Here is a 17,159-nt window from a genome sequence, read left to right on the forward strand (position 1 = left end):
TATTACTCTTGAATTTAAACTGTATTAATGGTTAAATAGATAAGGATAAACTTATATTGAAAATGGAGGCCAAAGCTTATGTCAAAATTAATTTTGGCGATTAACGCTGGTAGTTCATCTTTGAAATTTCAACTTATTGAAATGCCTGAAGAAAAAATAATTACTAAAGGTTTAATCGAAAGAATAGGATTAAAAGACTCAGTCTTTACTATAGAAGTAAATGGCGAGAAAATTAAAGAAGTAACGGATATTGCAAACCATGAAGATGCAGTAAATATTATGTTAGATAGTTTTAAACATCACGGTATTATTGATAGTATTTATGATATACAAGGAACTGGACACCGTGTTGTACATGGTGGCGAGACGTTCCCAACATCAGTATATGTTACGGATGAAGTTGAATCACAAATAGAAGCATTAAGTGAATTAGCACCACTACACAACCCTGCAAACTTAATGGGGATTCGTGCTTTCCGTAAATTATTACCTGAAATTCCACACGTAGCAGTGTTTGATACTTCATTCCATCAAACGATGCCAGAAAAATCATATCTGTATAGTTTGCCTTATCAATATTATGAAGATTATGGAATCCGTAAGTATGGTTTCCATGGAACAAGTCATAAATATGTTTCTCAACGTGCAGCTGAAATCTTAGGTAAGCCAATAGAAGAATTACGTATTATTTCTTGTCATATTGGTAATGGTGCATCTATAGCAGCAATTGATGGAGGAGAATCTGTTGATACATCAATGGGCTTCACACCTTTAGCAGGTGTAACAATGGGCACACGTTCAGGTAATATTGATCCAGCATTAATACCATTTTTAATGGAAAAAACAAGCAAAACAGCAGAAGAAGTATTAAATACATTAAATAAAGAATCTGGTTTACTAGGTATCTCAGGTACATCAAGTGATTTAAGAGATATTATAGAAGACAGTAAAGAAAATAAAGAACGTGCGCAACTTGCATTAGATGTCTTTGCGTCACGTATTCACAAATATATTGGTTCTTATGCTACACGTATGCATGGCGTTGATGTTATCGTCTTCACTGCAGGTGTCGGTGAGAACTCTGATCCAGTACGCGCTAAAGTACTTGAAGGATTAGAATTTATGGGTGTTTATTGGGATGCTAAGAAAAATGAATCTATCCATGGCGAAGAAGGATTTATAAACTATCCACATTCACCAGTTAAAGTAATTGTTATTCCAACGAACGAAGAAGTAATGATTGCACGTGATGTTATTGAATTTGGTAATGTTGATTAATAAAAATAATTAAAAGAGATAGGGATATAACTCCCTATACTCAAAAAAGAGGGCTAATCTTTAATAAGGATTAGTCCTCTTTATATTTAAAAGTATTCGATTTTGACCGTGCATGCTTGCCTGGGGTATGGTTCGAGCCTGTAGTCTCTCACTCATACTAGTCCACGGGCGTCAGCACCTTACAAAATCGGGACAATTATCTTTTATAGTCAATGCTATTTTACGACTATGACACTTTTTTACATTGATGTACAACATAACAAAATAAATGCTAGTTATAGTAAGTATATTGTCTATTTTATGGCAATACTTCAAAAGCAATAATTTGTGTTTGTTGTTCTTTGTTAAAGTTATTATCTGCAACAAGAACAAGTGTGTCATGACCATTTGGCAACTTTTTGCCGAATGTAATACCTTCAATATTATCTATATGCTTAAGATCAGTTTTATTGAGAGAAGTCACTAATTGCTTTTTTAATGGTTGAACTTTGTGATTTTTTAAAGATGACATATTTTTAATATTTGTGGCATTCTCTGTACTATATTTATAGACTTTAACATGGTTAGTATAGGAATTATCTTCTGCTTGAACGCTGGCACGTTCTAGTGCTAAAAATTCGTGATCATTAATTGCTAAAATTTCTGTAATTCCGTTATTGGCGTCTTTATTTTTGCCTGGTTTTTCAGGTATGGCATCAAGTGGATAAGCATATTCTGCTAACACATTACCTTGTCTATCATACTGCGTAATACGTGAAGTTGACCCAGAATTAATTGTAGGTACAGTATCATCTTGTAATAATGGGCCTTCCATAGCAGTCCAATAAGATTGACCGTCAGCAGAAAATGTACTGCCTTCTAGTGCCATATTATTGCGAAAGCCTTGCTTGTCATTGGCAGACATTTTAAACGGTTTATGTATAGGTAATTCTGATATAAATGTGCCGTTAGATGTAGCTTGGCGAATAAATGGGTTTAAACCTAGAGTTCGATCACCTTCACTCGTGTACCATAGATGGTTGCTCAGTGGATCGAAGCGTATTGATTCTGGATCTGCCACAATATTCTTTGAAGATTTATCATATTGCTTTTTATTAGTATAAGTTGAACCATTTGGTTGTTTTAATGTGTTGACGTCTTTGAAGTTAATGTTGTTAAAACCTTGTTGATTGTAATTAATGTTGGCTTCGTAATAACGAGAGGGACTATGTTCTGAACGATCATCACTAATAAGTAACCACTTATTATTCTGAGGATTGTAACTAATTCCCGACAATCCACCGACAACAGTATTTTTATATTTTGTATTGTGTGGAATGGTTTCGCTGTCGATGAGTTTGATATTATTTACAGTTTTAGGCTTGTCTGACTGATTGTTGGCAGCGTCAGTATTGTTTGTATGTAGAGTGGTGAAAGTAGTTAAACTAAATGCAATTATGCATGTGATGCCAGTTTGTTTAAGCTTGTTCATGAGTCATCTTCTCCTTTTTAAAATGCTATATTAAGGATAAAGGTTAGATATGAATTGAGTTTAAATTAGAGCTATATTTTTTGTAAATGGGTGGGTATGGAGATTAAACTTTTATGTATTTAAAGAGATAGCATACATATATTATGGTATGCTATCTCTCATCAAATATTATACTAATAAAGTATTTTTAATTTCGTGCTTCACGTTATCTGATTAGCGAGCACTATAGTGTGATCTTAATTTTTCTGTAGCAACTTGTGGTTGGAAGTCTTCTGGAAGTTCTTCAGTACGAACAACTAGAACATCACATGGTGAGTGACGTACAATAGCTTCTGATACAGAACCTACAATAAATCTTTCTACAGCATTAAGACCAGAAGTACCACACATAATTAAATCAGCGCCAACATCAGTGGCTAATTTTTTAGGAATAATTGCTTTTGGAGAACCAAATTCTAAGCGAGTAACAACATCTTTAACACCTGCATTTGCTGCCACTTCTTTATAACCATTTAGTAAATCTTCAGAGAAATTTTTAGATTTCTCAGTGAATTGTGCATCGTATACTTCATAAGATGAGTAAGTTCTAGAATCAATTACATTTACCACTGTTAATTGTGCATCATTACGTTTTGCAACATCTACAGCTTTGTTAAAAGCCCATTCTGCTTCATGTGATCCGTCAACTGCGATTAAAATATTTTTATATGTTAGCATCGCAATTACCTCCTTACTTTTAATTAATTTTATTATACCATTATTAACAGAATATTTGTACAATTTAACTATCTACAAATATGTAAATTTTGTGATTGCGCTTTCATTGCTTTCGCGTTACGATGTTTATGGAGGTGGATGGAATGAATATTGGTATTCCAAAAGAGATTAAAAATAATGAAAACAGAGTAAGTTTATCACCAAGTGGGGTACACGCTTTGGTCGAGCAAGGGCATACTGTTTTGGTAGAAACAGCTGCAGGATATGGTTCTTATTTTGAAGATGTTGATTACCAAGAAGCTGGGGCACAAATTGTTAAAACACAACAAGAAGTATGGAATGTGGATATGGTAATGAAAGTTAAAGAACCATTAGAAGAAGAATTTAAATTCTTCAAAGAAGGTCTAATATTATTTACATATCTACATTTGGCTAATGAACAAAAATTAACAGAGGCTTTATTAGAGAAAAATGTAGTGAGTATTGCCTATGAAACAGTGCAGATGCCTGACCGTTCATTACCTTTATTAACTCCAATGAGTGAAGTGGCAGGTCGAATGTCTACACAAATTGGCGCAGAATTTCTTCAAAAATATAAAGGAGGAATGGGTATACTATTAGGTGGTGTACCTGGTGTTGCCAAAGGCCGTGTTGCAATTATTGGAGGCGGGCAAGCTGGTACAAATGCTGCTAAAATAGCTTTAGGTTTAGGGGCAGATGTTACCATATTAGATGTTAATCCAAAACGTTTACAGCAATTAGATGATCAATTTGGAGGACGCGTACATACTATTATGTCAAATCCATTGAACATCGAAAGTACAGTCAAAGAAAGTGATTTAGTTATAGGGGCAGTACTTATCCCTGGTGCAAAAGCGCCAAACCTTGTAAGTGAAGCAATGATCAAACAAATGAAAGATGGCTCAGTAATAGTAGACATTGCGATAGATCAAGGTGGTATCTTTGAGACAACCGATCAAATTACTACTCATGATAACCCGACTTATACGAAGCATGGTGTTGTGCATTATGCTGTTGCCAATATGCCGGGTGCAGTTCCAAGAACTTCAACTATTGCACTAAACAATGCAACGTTACCATATGCGATTCAAATCGCCAATAAAGGATATTTAAAAGCGTTACAAGATAATGAACCTTTATCACTAGGTTTGAATACAGTTAATGGTAAATTGACTAATAAAGGTGTAGGAGAATCATTAAATATACCTTATACATCAATTGCAGAGCAATTAAAATAAATAATAAACAGGACGATGCTTAAGCATCGTCCTGTTTTAATGTAAACTATATTAAACAATTTTTGTGCCATGTACTTCTTGAAAAGGGAAAGCTTCCAATAGTTCTGGCAAATTATCTTGAGTTAAACCGCCGCCCGGCATAATTTCAATTTTGCCACCTGAATTGACAACTAATTTACCTAGGTGATTGAGATTATTAAAAAGATTACTTTCTTTAGGGCCGCCATGTGTTAATAAACGAGTGAAGCCAAGATCAATCAATTGATGCAAAGCTTTAATTTGACCATGTTGATGAATAAGGTCAAATGCCATGTGACATACGACAGGTATAGGTGCTGAGAGATTGCGCAACGTTTTCATTTGCCATTCATTCAACACATGGTCCACTGTTAAACAACCAAAGACAAAATAGTCCACTTGAAGCGCTTTAAAGTGTTTAATGTCACGTTGCATAATTTCAAAATCATATAAATTGTAAACAAAATCCCCACCACGAGGACGAATCATAACAGCAAGTTCAACTTTATGGGCTTTACAGATTTCTGCGGTAATTTCGACCATACCGTAACTAGGTGTAGTACCACCGACAGCTAAGTTATCACATAATTCAAGACGGTCCGCACCATTTGCGATGGCGCTTTCTACTTCTTCGATCGTTTCTACAACTGCTTCTTTAATCATTTGTCATATCCTGTCATTATTTTATGTCCATCTTCAGTAACTACAATATCATCTTCTATACGTACACCTGCTACTTCCGGTACGTATATCCCAGGTTCAATGGTTATGACCATACCTGCTTCAAATTGATTGTGATTACTGCTAGAAACATCTTGATATTCATGTTCTTCTAAACCTAAACCATGGCCGAGGCGATGCGGGAAGTATTCACCGTAACCCGCTTCAGCGATAATGTTTCTGGCAATGTGATCAACGTCGCTAATTGTCACGCCAGGTTTAATTGCTGCAATAGCTTCTGTTTCAGCTTTTAACACAACATCGTAAATTTCTTGTGCCTTAGCATTTGGTGTACCAAATTTCACCGTTCGAGTCATATCACTGCAATAGTTATTATAAATAACGCCTAAGTCGAATAGGACAAATTCATTATTTTGTAATTTTCGGTCGCCTGGTGTACCGTGAGGTGATGCAGCATGATCTCCAAATAGAACCATAGTATCAAAACTCATTTCATGTACACCATAAGCTTTGATTTCATTTTCAATATGATTAACTACTTGGCGTTCGGTTACACCTTCTGATAAGTATGAAACACCAATTTCAATACATTTATCTGCCAATTCACATGCTTTTTGAATAGTAGCAATTTCGTCTGCAGATTTAATGTTACGTAAGGACTTAACTGTTGCATCAATGTCATTAAATTGTTGGACTCCAAATGCCGCAGTTAATTCACGTTGACGTTTCAAAGTGAGGTGTTCCGCTTCAACTAATAAATTATTTGCACTGAATTGATATTTATCCAAAGCATTTTCAGTATCTAAATAGCCGATAATTTCCCCTGTAAAAGGTGATGCTTTTACTTCCTCAACTTCTAGTTGAGGACAAAATAAAACTTGTGTACCATCAGCTTTGATTAATAATGCAAGTAAACGTTCGTGTGGATCACTTAAATAACCCGTAAAATAAAATATATTAAGTGGTGTTGTAATCCAAGCTGCATCAGCTTGTTGATGTTTAATTTCAGTAATTATTTGCTCTGTTTTCATTTGTTATTGCCTCCTAGTAAGTAAATACATTTATATTAATTTTAGGTTAGTTAACTCTAATATTCAAAAATAAACTACTTTAATGTTGGAATTTAATGCGCTTTTTTAGTGGAAAACTTGGATTTCTTAATGAATAAGTGTTATAGATAAAGAAAGATGTGGTATATATAACAGTAAACATAGCAAATGGGAGGCACTATTAATGAAACTATCATTTCATGGACAATCAACAGTTTATTTTGAAGCAAATGGTAAAAAAGGGATAATCGATCCTTTTATTACTGGTAATGAATTGTCTGATTTAGATGTATCAAATTTGGAAGTAGATTATATTATTTTAACACATGGACATGGTGATCACTTTGGTGATACTGTGGAAATCGCACAAAAAAATAATGCAACAGTAATAGGTACAGCTGAATTAGCAGATTATTTAACAACTCATGTAGGCTATGATAATGTGCGACCAATGAATATAGGTGGAAAAGTAAGTTTTGATTTTGGAACGTTGAAATTTGTACAAGCATTCCACAGTTCAAGTCTTACAGATGATAATGGTATTCCAGTTTATTTAGGTATGCCAATGGGAGCAATTTTAGAATTGGAAGGAAAAACAATTTATCATACAGGAGATACAGGATTATTCAGCGATATGAAATTAATTGCTGATAGACACCCAGTAGATATTTGTTTCGTACCGATTGGCGATAACTTTACGATGGGGATTGATGATGCAAGTTACGCCATTAACCAATTTATAAAACCACAAATTAGTATACCTATCCACTACGATACTTTCCCATATATCGAACAAGATCCGAACGATTTCAAGGAAGCTGTTAGTGTAGGGGAAGTACAAATATTAAAACCGGGTGAGGAAGTATCACTTTAGTTAACAAAAGTCTGGACACATTGTTGTTCCAGACTTTTTATTATGAACGTAAATAAAAATATTAAGACATACATTATTAATACCAGCGCTAATTTGAAATTACTTAACAATTAGGACTGGTATCTCAGCTCTTTTAGCGATTTTATGGCTCACGCTACCAAGCACAATTTTTTTCTTATCAGAAGCTTTACGGTTACTTAAGACGATAATGTCGAATTTACCACTGTTAGCTTGTTTGACTAATTCAACTTTAGCGTTTCCTCGTACAATAATTTCATCATATTTAATACCATAACCATCTAAAGCTTCGCGTGTACTGGCTAAACCCTTACTTCTTTTTTCAATCAATTTGTCTAAATGAACGCCCGATTTAATAGAAGCTTGTGCATCTTGTTCATTGATTGCGTTGAAAATTGTAACTACAGTACCTTCACCTGCTATTTTTGAAACTTGCTCCAAAGCTTTTTCGTTTTCAAGTGTTGTATCCACACCTAGTAAAATATTTTTATACATTTTACACCCTCCTTCATTCCTATTTTAATCAATAATATGCGCATTTTGCAATGATATCTAAATGTTTAATGAAAAAATTTTAATATTATTTACTTAAGTAAGTATAGTAAAACTAATATTTATAGAAAGTAATGAATTTGTTGCATCGCATTTTGTCGCATAAAAAGTTATAATATTTAAGAAACTATCAAATAAATGAGGGCAGTAGTATGACAAAACATGAACAAATTTTATCATATATTGAATCTTTATCTGTGGGCCAAAAAATATCTGTACGTAAAATTGCTAAAGATCTAGAAGTTTCTGAAGGCACAGCCTATAGAGCGATTAAAGATGCTGGTCAAATTGGATTGGTAGCTACAATTGACCGTGTAGGCACTGTAAGAATTGAAAAAAAGAATAGAGAAGAAATTGAACAACTTACATTTAGTGAGATTGTTAAAATTATAGATGGACAAGTATTAGGTGGGAGAAATGGCTTAATTAAAACGTTAACTAAATTTGCTATAGGCGCTATGGAGTTAAATGATGTTGTGAAATATTTGAGTCCCCACACTTTACTTATAGTAGGTAACCGTAAAGATGTACAATTAGAAGCATTAAAACGAGGTAGTGCTGTATTAATTACAGGCGGCTTTACTACTACTAATGACATTATTAAATATGCAGATGAGCATGATTTACCAATTATTTCTTCAAATTATGACTCATATTTAGTTGCTAATATTATTAATAGGGCAATGTACAACCAAATGATACGTAAAGAGATCTTAGTAGTAGATGACATTGTTAAACCTATCGATGATACTACTGTACTTTTTGATGATATGACATTGACTGAATATAAAATCAAAGCGCAAGCTACTGGACATTCAAGATTTCCGATAATTGATGAAGAATGGAAACTTGTAGGCATTGTAACAAGCAAAGAAATCATCAATATGCAGGATGAAGATACGCTAGCAACATTTATGACAAAGTCCCCAATTAATGTGCAATTATCAACTACAATCGCTAACTGTGCACATATCATGATCTGGGAAGGTATTGAATTATTACCAGTAACGACAATAAGTAAAAAGCTTATTGGTGTTATAACAAGAGAAGATGTACTAAAATCAATGCAATTAATTGGAAGACAACCACAAGTCGGGGAAACCATTAACGATCAAATTGCCAAACATATAACGATTTCAAATGATATTATACAAGTAACAACAACACCTTTACTGACTGATCAATTTGGCATGTTAAGTAAAGCTGTATTCGTTGCAATAATAGAAGAAACTGTGCGTTATGAAATGCGTAAGTATAAAAAAATTGAAGTAATGATAGAGAGCTTGAATATTTTTTATATCAAAACTGTTCAAATTGAATCTGAAATTGACGTGCATTATGATATGTTAGATGTGGGTAGAAATTTTGCAAAATTAGAAGTAACTATGAAAAACGGCGCTCAAAATGTCGCTAAAGCAATGATTATGTGCCAAATTATAGATTAATATATAACTATTACGACGTTTGAAAATGAAAGGAATAGATAGCATATGGAAGCAATTAAAAACGAAATTATGAATGAAATAGAGAAATATGAAACAGTTATCATACATCGACATGTAAGACCAGATCCAGATGCTTATGGTTCCCAGTTAGGATTAAAAGGATATTTACAAGCTAAGTTTCCAACTAAACAAATTTATGCCGTTGGTGAAAGCGAGCCATCATTAGACTTTATCGGTACATTTGATGACATTAATGATAGTACATATGAAGGTGCGCTAGTTATAGTATGTGATACAGCAAATTCACCACGCATTAGTGATTCACGTTTCAGTTTAGGTGAAAAACTCATCAAAATTGATCACCATCCAGCAATTGACCAATATGGTGATATTAATTTCGTTAATGAGCAAGCATCATCAACGAGTGAAATTATTACTGATTTTATTATACATTTTAACGATTTAACCATTATAGATGAGACTGTAGCAAGACTATTATACATTGGAATTGTTGGAGACACGGGGCGCTTTTTATTCAATAATACGACGCCTCATACGCTTGAGATTGCTAGTGAATTATTGAAATTCCCATTTAATCATAATGATGAATTAAATCAACTTGCAGAAAAAGAACCAAGCTTATTACCATTCCAAGGTTATGTCTTACAAAATTTTCAGTTGAATGATAAAGGATTTTGTAAGGTAATCATTACTAGTGACGTGTTAGAAACATTCGACATTGCACCGAATGAAGCCTCTTTATTTGTTAATACTATTGCAGATATAAAAGGTTTAAAAATTTGGTTGTTTGCGGTAGATGAAGGTGAAGAAATAAGATGTCGCATTCGTTCGAAAGGCATTGTGATTAATGATGTCGCTAATGATTTTGGCGGTGGCGGCCATCCCAATGCATCTGGAGTATCTGTAGATAGTTGGGAGACATTCGAACACTTGGCAAATGCGCTAAATAAAAAACTGTAGGAGTAGAGGTGAAATCAAATGGTTGCGCATTTAAATATTCATTCGGCATATGATTTATTAAATTCGAGTTTAAAAATATCCGATGCCGTATCAAAGGCAACTAAAGAAGGGTATTCGGCTTTAGCAATTACTGATACGAATGTATTGTATGCGTACCCTCAATTTTACGATGCCTGTGTAAAAGCAAACATTAAACCTATATTTGGTATGACCATTTGGTTAACTGATGGATTAACTACTACGGAAACGGTATTGTTAGCACGCAATAACCAAGGGCTAACTGACTTATTAAAACTGTCATCTGCTGTTAAGATGAAAGAAAGAACTGAAACTACAATTGAATGGCTACAAAAATATGCAGCTGATTTAGTTATTATTTTTAAAAGCATTACCGATGAGCATCAGGTGTTGTTGGAAGCTTTTGCTGACCATGATATGGTTTATGTTGATCATCAAAGTGAACAGGTTACTGATATCCCTGCAGTATGGATACAAAGTGCTAATTACTTAAACGAAGAAGACGCTTCAACTATTCGTGCCTTACACGCAATTCGTGATAATACAAAGTTAGACTTAGTAAATGAAGCGCCAAATTATCACTCACATTTGTTTAGTACTTCTGAACATCTTGAGCTTGATGTGACAACTGAACAATTAGAAAGAACTGAAGAAATCGCCCAGCAATGTACAGCTAATCTATCGTATCATCAATCATTGTTGCCCAAATTTAAAACGCCAAATGGTATGGATTCTAAAGCATATTTACTGCAACAATTACAAGAAAATTTAGCTGCGTATGACTTAACACATCAAACCGCTTATGTTGAACGATTGCACTATGAATACGACATTATTACCAATATGGGATTTGAAGATTATTTTTTAATTGTGAGTGATTTGATACAATTTGCGAAAAATAATGATGTCTTAGTAGGACCAGGTCGTGGTTCTGCAGCGGGCTCTTTAGTTAGTTATTTGTTAGGAATTACTACCATTGATCCGATTAAGTATAATTTATTATTCGAACGATTTTTAAATCCTGAACGTGTGACTATGCCTGATATTGATATTGATTTTGAAGATACTAAACGTGAACGTGTTATACAATATGTTCAAGAAAAGTATGGAGAAATGCACGTTGCAGGTATAGTTACGTTCGGTCATTTATTAGCTCGGGCAGTGGCTAGAGATGTTGGTAGAATAATGGGCTTTGAAGATGTCACATTAAATGAAGTATCTAAATTAATACCCCATAAATTAGGCATTACATTGGATGAGGCGTATCAGAATAGTGATTTTAAATCATTTGTCCATAGAAATCATAGACATGAACAATGGTTTGACATTTGTAAAAAACTAGAAGGTTTACCTCGCCATACTTCAACACATGCTGCTGGTATTATTATTAATGATCAACCCCTTTATGATTTTGCACCTTTGACTATCGGGGATACTGGAGTATTGACCCAATGGACAATGACCGAAGTCGAACGTATAGGTTTACTTAAAATTGACTTTTTAGGGTTAAGAAACTTGTCTATTATTCACCAAATTACAAAGCAAGTTAAGTATGATTTAAATATTGATATTAATATTGAAGCACTTCCTTTTAATGATAGTGCTGTATTTAAATTGCTTTCAAGTGGGGATACAACAGGGATTTTCCAACTAGAGTCAGATGGTATTCGTAATGTATTAAAAAAATTACAACCGGAGCATTTTGAAGATATAGTTGCAGTGACATCATTATATCGTCCAGGACCAATGGAAGAAATACCAACATATATCTCACGTCGGCATAATCCTGCCAAGGTACAATATTTACATCCGGACTTACAGCTCATATTACAAAATACTTATGGTGTTATAATATATCAGGAACAGATTATGCAAATAGCTAGTAAATTCGCTGGGTTTAATTATGGTGAAGCGGACATTTTACGACGTGCTATGAGTAAAAAGAATCGTGCAGTACTGGAAAATGAGAGACAGCATTTTATCGAAGGGGCACTGCAAAAAGGTTACCCACAAGAACTTAGTACACAAATATTTGATTTAATATTAAAGTTTGCAGATTATGGATTTGCTCGTGCGCACGCAGTCAGTTACTCAAAAATTGCCTATATTATGACTTATTTAAAAGCCCATTATCCTACTTATTTTTATGCTAATATTTTAAGTAATACAATTGGCAGTGAAAATAAGACCGCCTCAATTATTGATGAAGCAAAACACCAACGTTTGAACATTAAGCCACCACACATTAATTTGAGTCACTGGTTTTATAAAGCTACTTCTGAAGGTATTTATTTATCACTTGGCGCTATTAAAGGCGTGGGTTATCAGAGTGTTAAGTTGATTGTTGAAGAAAGAAAACAGCGTGGTAATTTTAAAGACTTCATAGATTTTGCTCGACGCATACCGCAAAGAATTAAATCACGCAAACTACTTGAAGCACTTATATTAGTAGGCGCATTTGATGAATTTGGTAAAAATAGAGCGACGTTGCTACAAACGATTGATCATGTGATTGATAGCTCTTCTAGTATAGAACAAGACGATTTTATTTTTGATGTACTTACACCTAAAACATCATATGAAGAAACGGAAGAACTTGCTGATAAGGTATTAAGTGATTATGAAAAAGAATATTTAGGTTTCTATGTGTCGCAACATCCAGTTGAAAAATACTTTGAGCAAAAGCAATATTTAGGTATTTATAAATTGAGAAATGCGAGCAATAGATCACCAATTTTAATTCAAGTAGATACTATTAAAAAAATACGTACAAAAAATGGTCAAAATATGGCATTTCTAACATTAAATGATGGTGTTACAACTATTGATGGTGTAATGTTTCCCGATACATTTAAAAAGTATGAATTTGATTTAGTAGAAGACCAAATGTTTATCGTCAATGGTAAATTTGATACAAGAAACAATAAGCAACAATTGATTGTTAATGAAGTGCTAGATGTAGTGAACTATGAACAAACGGTTATCGCTCAAGCTACTCAAATCGTGATAAGAGGTCAGTATGATATTGACGAACTCAAAGCACAATTAAAATTACATGAGTCGAATAATATGCTACCAGTGAACTACTATAATGAAGCCCAATCAAGCATGAATAACCTTGGTTATATTGATAAACAAAGTATAGAAACATTCATAGATAGTTTTTCGCCAAATGATGTCCGTATTATATAGCTTTTATACAACCTTGAATTATGGTATAGTGAACTGATGATATATGGAATGTTATCATCAGTTTTTGCTATAAGAACGTAAAAGGTAATGTTAAAGCATGTCCAAATTTGAGCATTTGCAAATAAACTGTTTTTTTAAAGAGTAATTAGTTGTAATATAGTATATAGTATAATAAAAATATATATAATATCTTTATAAATTACATAAATGTAAGGGGACGATATTACATGACATTAAGAGATGAAGCATTAGAAATGCACAAGCGTAATAAAGGGAAATTAGAAGTTAAATCTAAAGTCAAAGTTACTAATAAAGAAGAACTTAGTTTAGCATATTCACCTGGTGTTGCTGAACCTTGTAAAGAAATACACGAGGATCCACGCAAAGTATTTGATTATACAATGAAAAGTAACACCGTAGCGGTGGTGACTGATGGTACAGCAGTGTTAGGTTTAGGTGATATCGGCGCTGAAGCTAGCATTCCAGTTATGGAAGGAAAAGCTGTATTGTTTAAAAGTTTTTCTGGTGTAGATGGCGTTCCAATTGCTTTAAATACTACCGATACTGAAGAAATTATTAACACTGTAAAGTTATTAGAGCCAAACTATGGAGGTATTAACTTAGAAGATATTTCAGCGCCACGTTGCTTTGAAATTGAAGAACGTTTAAAAAAAGAAACGAAGATTCCAGTATTTCACGATGACCAACATGGTACTGCGATAGTAACAGTTGCAGGATTAATTAATGCTTTACGCATTGTTGAAAAAGATCTTTCAGATATTAAAGTAGTATTAAATGGTGCTGGTGCAGCAGGTATTGCAATAGTAAAATTATTATACTCTTATGGCGTGCATAATATGGTAATGTGTGATTCAAGAGGTGCTATATATGAAGGTAGAACATATGGCATGAATGATACGAAAGAATATGTCGCTAAATGGACAAATAGAGATAAAACTGACGGTAAATTAGAAGATGTAATAGAAGATGCAGACGTCTTTATTGGTGTATCAGTAGCAGATTTATTATCTAAAGAGATGGTTGAATCTATGGCAAAAGATCCTATTATTTTTGCTATGGCGAATCCAAATCCTGAAATCAACCCTGATGATGCCAAAGCAGCTGGTGCCAAAGTTATAGGTACAGGCCGTTCTGATTTCCCAAATCAAATTAATAATGTATTAGCGTTCCCAGGTATATTTAGAGGTGCTTTAGATGTCGAAGCAACACATATCAACGAAAAAATGAAGCAAGCTGCTGTTGAGGCGATTGCGAACTTAATTCAACCAAATGAATTAAACCCAGATTATTGTATTCCTAGCCCATTTGATAAGCGTGTTGCGCCATCAGTGGCAAGAGAAGTTGCAGTTGCTGCTATGGAATCTGGCGTTGCTAGAACTGAAGTTGACCCAGACGATATATATAACAAAACAATGTCGCTAACGGATTTAAATTAAATCAAAGTAGACATAAATTGAAGTATAAATGGAGTGTAATTAACACTGGTTAAGTGGAGGTTTACCAATGTTTAAGGATTTTTTCAATAGAAGTAGTAAAAAGAAAAAGTATGTAACAGTATCTGATTCTAAACAAAATGATGTGCCTGCAGGTATTATGACTAAGTGCCCGCAATGTAAAAAAATCATGTATACAAAAGAACTATCAGAAAATTTAAATGTATGTTTTAATTGTGACCATCATATTGCACTAACTGCATATAAAAGAATAGATGCAATTTCGGATGAAGGCACATTTACGGAATTTGACAAAGGTATGACCTCTGCAAATCCGCTTGATTTTCCAAGCTATGAAGAAAAATTGCAAAAAGACCAGCAAAAAACAGAATTAAATGAAGCAGTTGTTACCGGAACAGCTGAATTAGATGGTATGCCATTTGGCGTTGCAGTGATGGACGCAAGATTTAGAATGGGCAGTATGGGATCAGTAGTTGGTGAAAAAATATGCCGAATTATTGAATATTGTACTGAACATCGTATGCCATTTATTTTGTTCTCTGCAAGCGGCGGAGCAAGAATGCAAGAAGGTATCATTTCTTTAATGCAAATGGGTAAAACAAGTGTATCCTTAAAACGTCATTCAGAAGCTGGATTGTTATACATTTCTTATATTACTAATCCAACAACTGGTGGTGTGTCGGCGAGTTTTGCATCTGTTGGTGACATTAATATAGGAGAACCTAAAGCACTCATTGGATTCGCAGGTAGACGAGTAATTGAACAAACGATTAATGAAAAATTACCGGATGATTTCCAAACAGCAGAATTTTTATTAGAGCACGGTCAATTAGATAAAGTGGTGCATCGAAAAGAAATGAAAGATACACTTACCACGATATTAAAAATGCATCAAGAGGTGAAAACGAATGCTTGATTTTGAAAAGCCACTTTTTGAAATTAGAAATAAGATAGATTCATTAAAGGAATCGCAAGAGAAAAACGATGTCGACTTATCTGAAGAAATCGAAATGTTGGAAGCATCACTTGAGCGAGAAACAGAAAAAGTATATACAAATTTGAAGCCTTGGGATCGTGTGCAGTTAGCACGTTTACAAGAACGCCCGACATCTTTAGATTATATACCTTTAATCTTTGATTCATTTATCGAGTTACATGGTGATCGTAATTTTAGAGATGACCCAGCCATGATAGGTGGTATAGGTTATTTAAACGGGCAAGCAGTAACAATTGTTGGTCAACAACGTGGGAAAGATACAAAAGATAATATTTATCGCAACTTTGGCATGGCTCATCCAGAAGGTTATCGAAAAGCATTACGCTTAATGAAGCAAGCAGAAAAGTTCAATAGACCAATTATAACTTTTATCGATACAAAAGGAGCTTATCCTGGTAAAGCTGCAGAAGAACGTGGTCAAAGTGAATCTATTGCTAAAAATTTAGTTGAAATGGCAGCATTAACAGTTCCAGTTATATCAATTGTCATTGGTGAAGGTGGTAGTGGAGGTGCTTTAGGATTAGGTATTTCTAATCGAGTGCTCATGCTTGAAAACAGTACGTATTCCGTTATTTCACCAGAGGGTGCTTCAGCATTATTATGGAAAGATAGCAACTTAGCTAAAATTGCAGCAGAGACAATGAAAATTACTGCCAAAGATTTACAAGAGTTAAATATTGCTGATGATGTTGTGACAGAACCACTTGGTGGTGCACATCATGATGTATCAACGCAAGCAGCAAATATTAAAGCTAAATTTGAAAATCATTTAGCTGCATTAAGTAACTTAGATGAACAAGCTTTAGTGCAAGACCGCTATGAAAAATTTAGAAATATTGGTTCGTTTAATGAATAGAATATTGTATACTAAAACGCTCTATGCACTGTCATAGAGCGTTTTAGTGCGAAGAAAGCGTTTTATTAAAAAGATAGCGCTTTAATTGTAAAAATTTTAAATTTATTGTTTCAAAATTTTAAATTAATGGTAAAGTGTATAAGGGTCAATTTGATTAATTTAAAAATGAATTTTATATTTGTTTTTAAAACGCTTCCTTCTGTTTTGGACAACGGTATTGTAACTAAAACGTTTACATTGATTGATACACCTTATTTTAATGGCGACTTATGTGAAAT

At 33.8% G+C, this 17,159-nt stretch carries 14 protein-coding genes; 9 read left to right on the plus strand and 5 right to left on the minus strand.

Features of this window, described 5'->3' with window-relative positions; translation table 11 throughout:
* The first annotated feature begins 78 nt into the window (after nt 1-78).
* Nucleotides 79-1,278 (plus strand): acetate kinase, encoded by a 1,200-nt coding sequence (locus MUA37_RS05655; RefSeq protein ID WP_262615936.1) that lies wholly within the window; start codon nt 79-81, stop codon nt 1,276-1,278.
* Between the two features lie 298 nt (nt 1,279-1,576).
* Here the strand turns inward: MUA37_RS05655 and MUA37_RS05660 are convergent, their stop codons facing one another.
* Entirely contained in the window at nt 1,577-2,749 is a 1,173-nt protein-coding gene (locus tag MUA37_RS05660) for an esterase-like activity of phytase family protein (protein WP_107376784.1), read from the minus strand.
* Between the two features lie 213 nt (nt 2,750-2,962).
* Nucleotides 2,963-3,466: a universal stress protein gene (locus MUA37_RS05665; RefSeq protein WP_002510233.1), complete on the minus strand. Its 504-nt coding sequence runs from the start codon at nt 3,464-3,466 to the stop codon at nt 2,963-2,965.
* Nucleotides 3,467-3,609: 143 nt separating this feature from the next.
* Here MUA37_RS05665 and ald point away from each other — a divergent pair, with 143 nt between their 5' ends.
* The gene (gene ald, locus MUA37_RS05670) at nt 3,610-4,725 is read left to right on the plus strand and encodes an alanine dehydrogenase (RefSeq protein ID WP_021459791.1); all 1,116 of its coding nucleotides are present in this window, start codon (nt 3,610-3,612) and stop codon (nt 4,723-4,725) included.
* A 51-nt stretch (nt 4,726-4,776) separates the two neighbouring features.
* Here the strand turns inward: ald and MUA37_RS05675 are convergent, their stop codons facing one another.
* Nucleotides 4,777-5,406 (minus strand): copper homeostasis protein CutC, encoded by a 630-nt coding sequence (locus MUA37_RS05675; RefSeq protein ID WP_002510235.1) that lies wholly within the window; start codon nt 5,404-5,406, stop codon nt 4,777-4,779.
* Nucleotides 5,403-6,455: a M24 family metallopeptidase gene (locus MUA37_RS05680; RefSeq protein WP_002510236.1), complete on the minus strand. Its 1,053-nt coding sequence runs from the start codon at nt 6,453-6,455 to the stop codon at nt 5,403-5,405. The genes MUA37_RS05675 and MUA37_RS05680 overlap by 4 nt, the downstream gene beginning before the upstream one ends.
* Before the next feature lie 202 nt (nt 6,456-6,657).
* On the opposite strand from MUA37_RS05680, the gene MUA37_RS05685 reads away from it, so the two are divergent.
* Entirely contained in the window at nt 6,658-7,347 is a 690-nt protein-coding gene (locus MUA37_RS05685) for a metal-dependent hydrolase (protein ID WP_021459789.1), read from the plus strand.
* A 99-nt stretch (nt 7,348-7,446) separates the two neighbouring features.
* Here the strand turns inward: MUA37_RS05685 and MUA37_RS05690 are convergent, their stop codons facing one another.
* Nucleotides 7,447-7,860 (minus strand): universal stress protein, encoded by a 414-nt coding sequence (locus MUA37_RS05690; protein WP_002510238.1) that lies wholly within the window; start codon nt 7,858-7,860, stop codon nt 7,447-7,449.
* Between the two features lie 209 nt (nt 7,861-8,069).
* Here MUA37_RS05690 and MUA37_RS05695 point away from each other — a divergent pair, with 209 nt between their 5' ends.
* From MUA37_RS05695 to MUA37_RS05720, 6 genes are all read left to right on the plus strand, one after another.
* Nucleotides 8,070-9,362: a DRTGG domain-containing protein gene (locus MUA37_RS05695; RefSeq protein WP_002510239.1), complete on the plus strand. Its 1,293-nt coding sequence runs from the start codon at nt 8,070-8,072 to the stop codon at nt 9,360-9,362.
* Between the two features lie 45 nt (nt 9,363-9,407).
* Nucleotides 9,408-10,343 carry a DHH family phosphoesterase gene (locus tag MUA37_RS05700; RefSeq protein ID WP_002510240.1) on the plus strand — a complete coding sequence of 312 codons (936 nt, stop codon included), beginning with the start codon at nt 9,408-9,410 and terminating at the stop codon, nt 10,341-10,343.
* A gap of 18 nt (nt 10,344-10,361) precedes the next feature.
* Nucleotides 10,362-13,553 (plus strand): DNA polymerase III subunit alpha, encoded by a 3,192-nt coding sequence (locus tag MUA37_RS05705; protein WP_002510241.1) that lies wholly within the window; start codon nt 10,362-10,364, stop codon nt 13,551-13,553.
* A 227-nt stretch (nt 13,554-13,780) separates the two neighbouring features.
* Nucleotides 13,781-15,010, plus strand: a complete 1,230-nt coding sequence (locus MUA37_RS05710) for an NADP-dependent malic enzyme (RefSeq protein WP_142019587.1) — start codon at nt 13,781-13,783, stop codon at nt 15,008-15,010.
* Between the two features lie 67 nt (nt 15,011-15,077).
* Nucleotides 15,078-15,944 (plus strand): acetyl-CoA carboxylase, carboxyltransferase subunit beta, encoded by an 867-nt coding sequence (accD, locus tag MUA37_RS05715; RefSeq protein ID WP_002510243.1) that lies wholly within the window; start codon nt 15,078-15,080, stop codon nt 15,942-15,944.
* Nucleotides 15,937-16,881: an acetyl-CoA carboxylase carboxyltransferase subunit alpha gene (locus tag MUA37_RS05720; protein ID WP_262624890.1), complete on the plus strand. Its 945-nt coding sequence runs from the start codon at nt 15,937-15,939 to the stop codon at nt 16,879-16,881. The genes accD and MUA37_RS05720 overlap by 8 nt, the downstream gene beginning before the upstream one ends.
* The last annotated feature ends 278 nt before the right edge of the window (nt 16,882-17,159 follow it).

It is taken from the genome of Staphylococcus arlettae (genome assembly GCF_025560845.1).
GTDB classification, from domain to species: Bacteria; Bacillota; Bacilli; order Staphylococcales; family Staphylococcaceae; genus Staphylococcus; species Staphylococcus arlettae.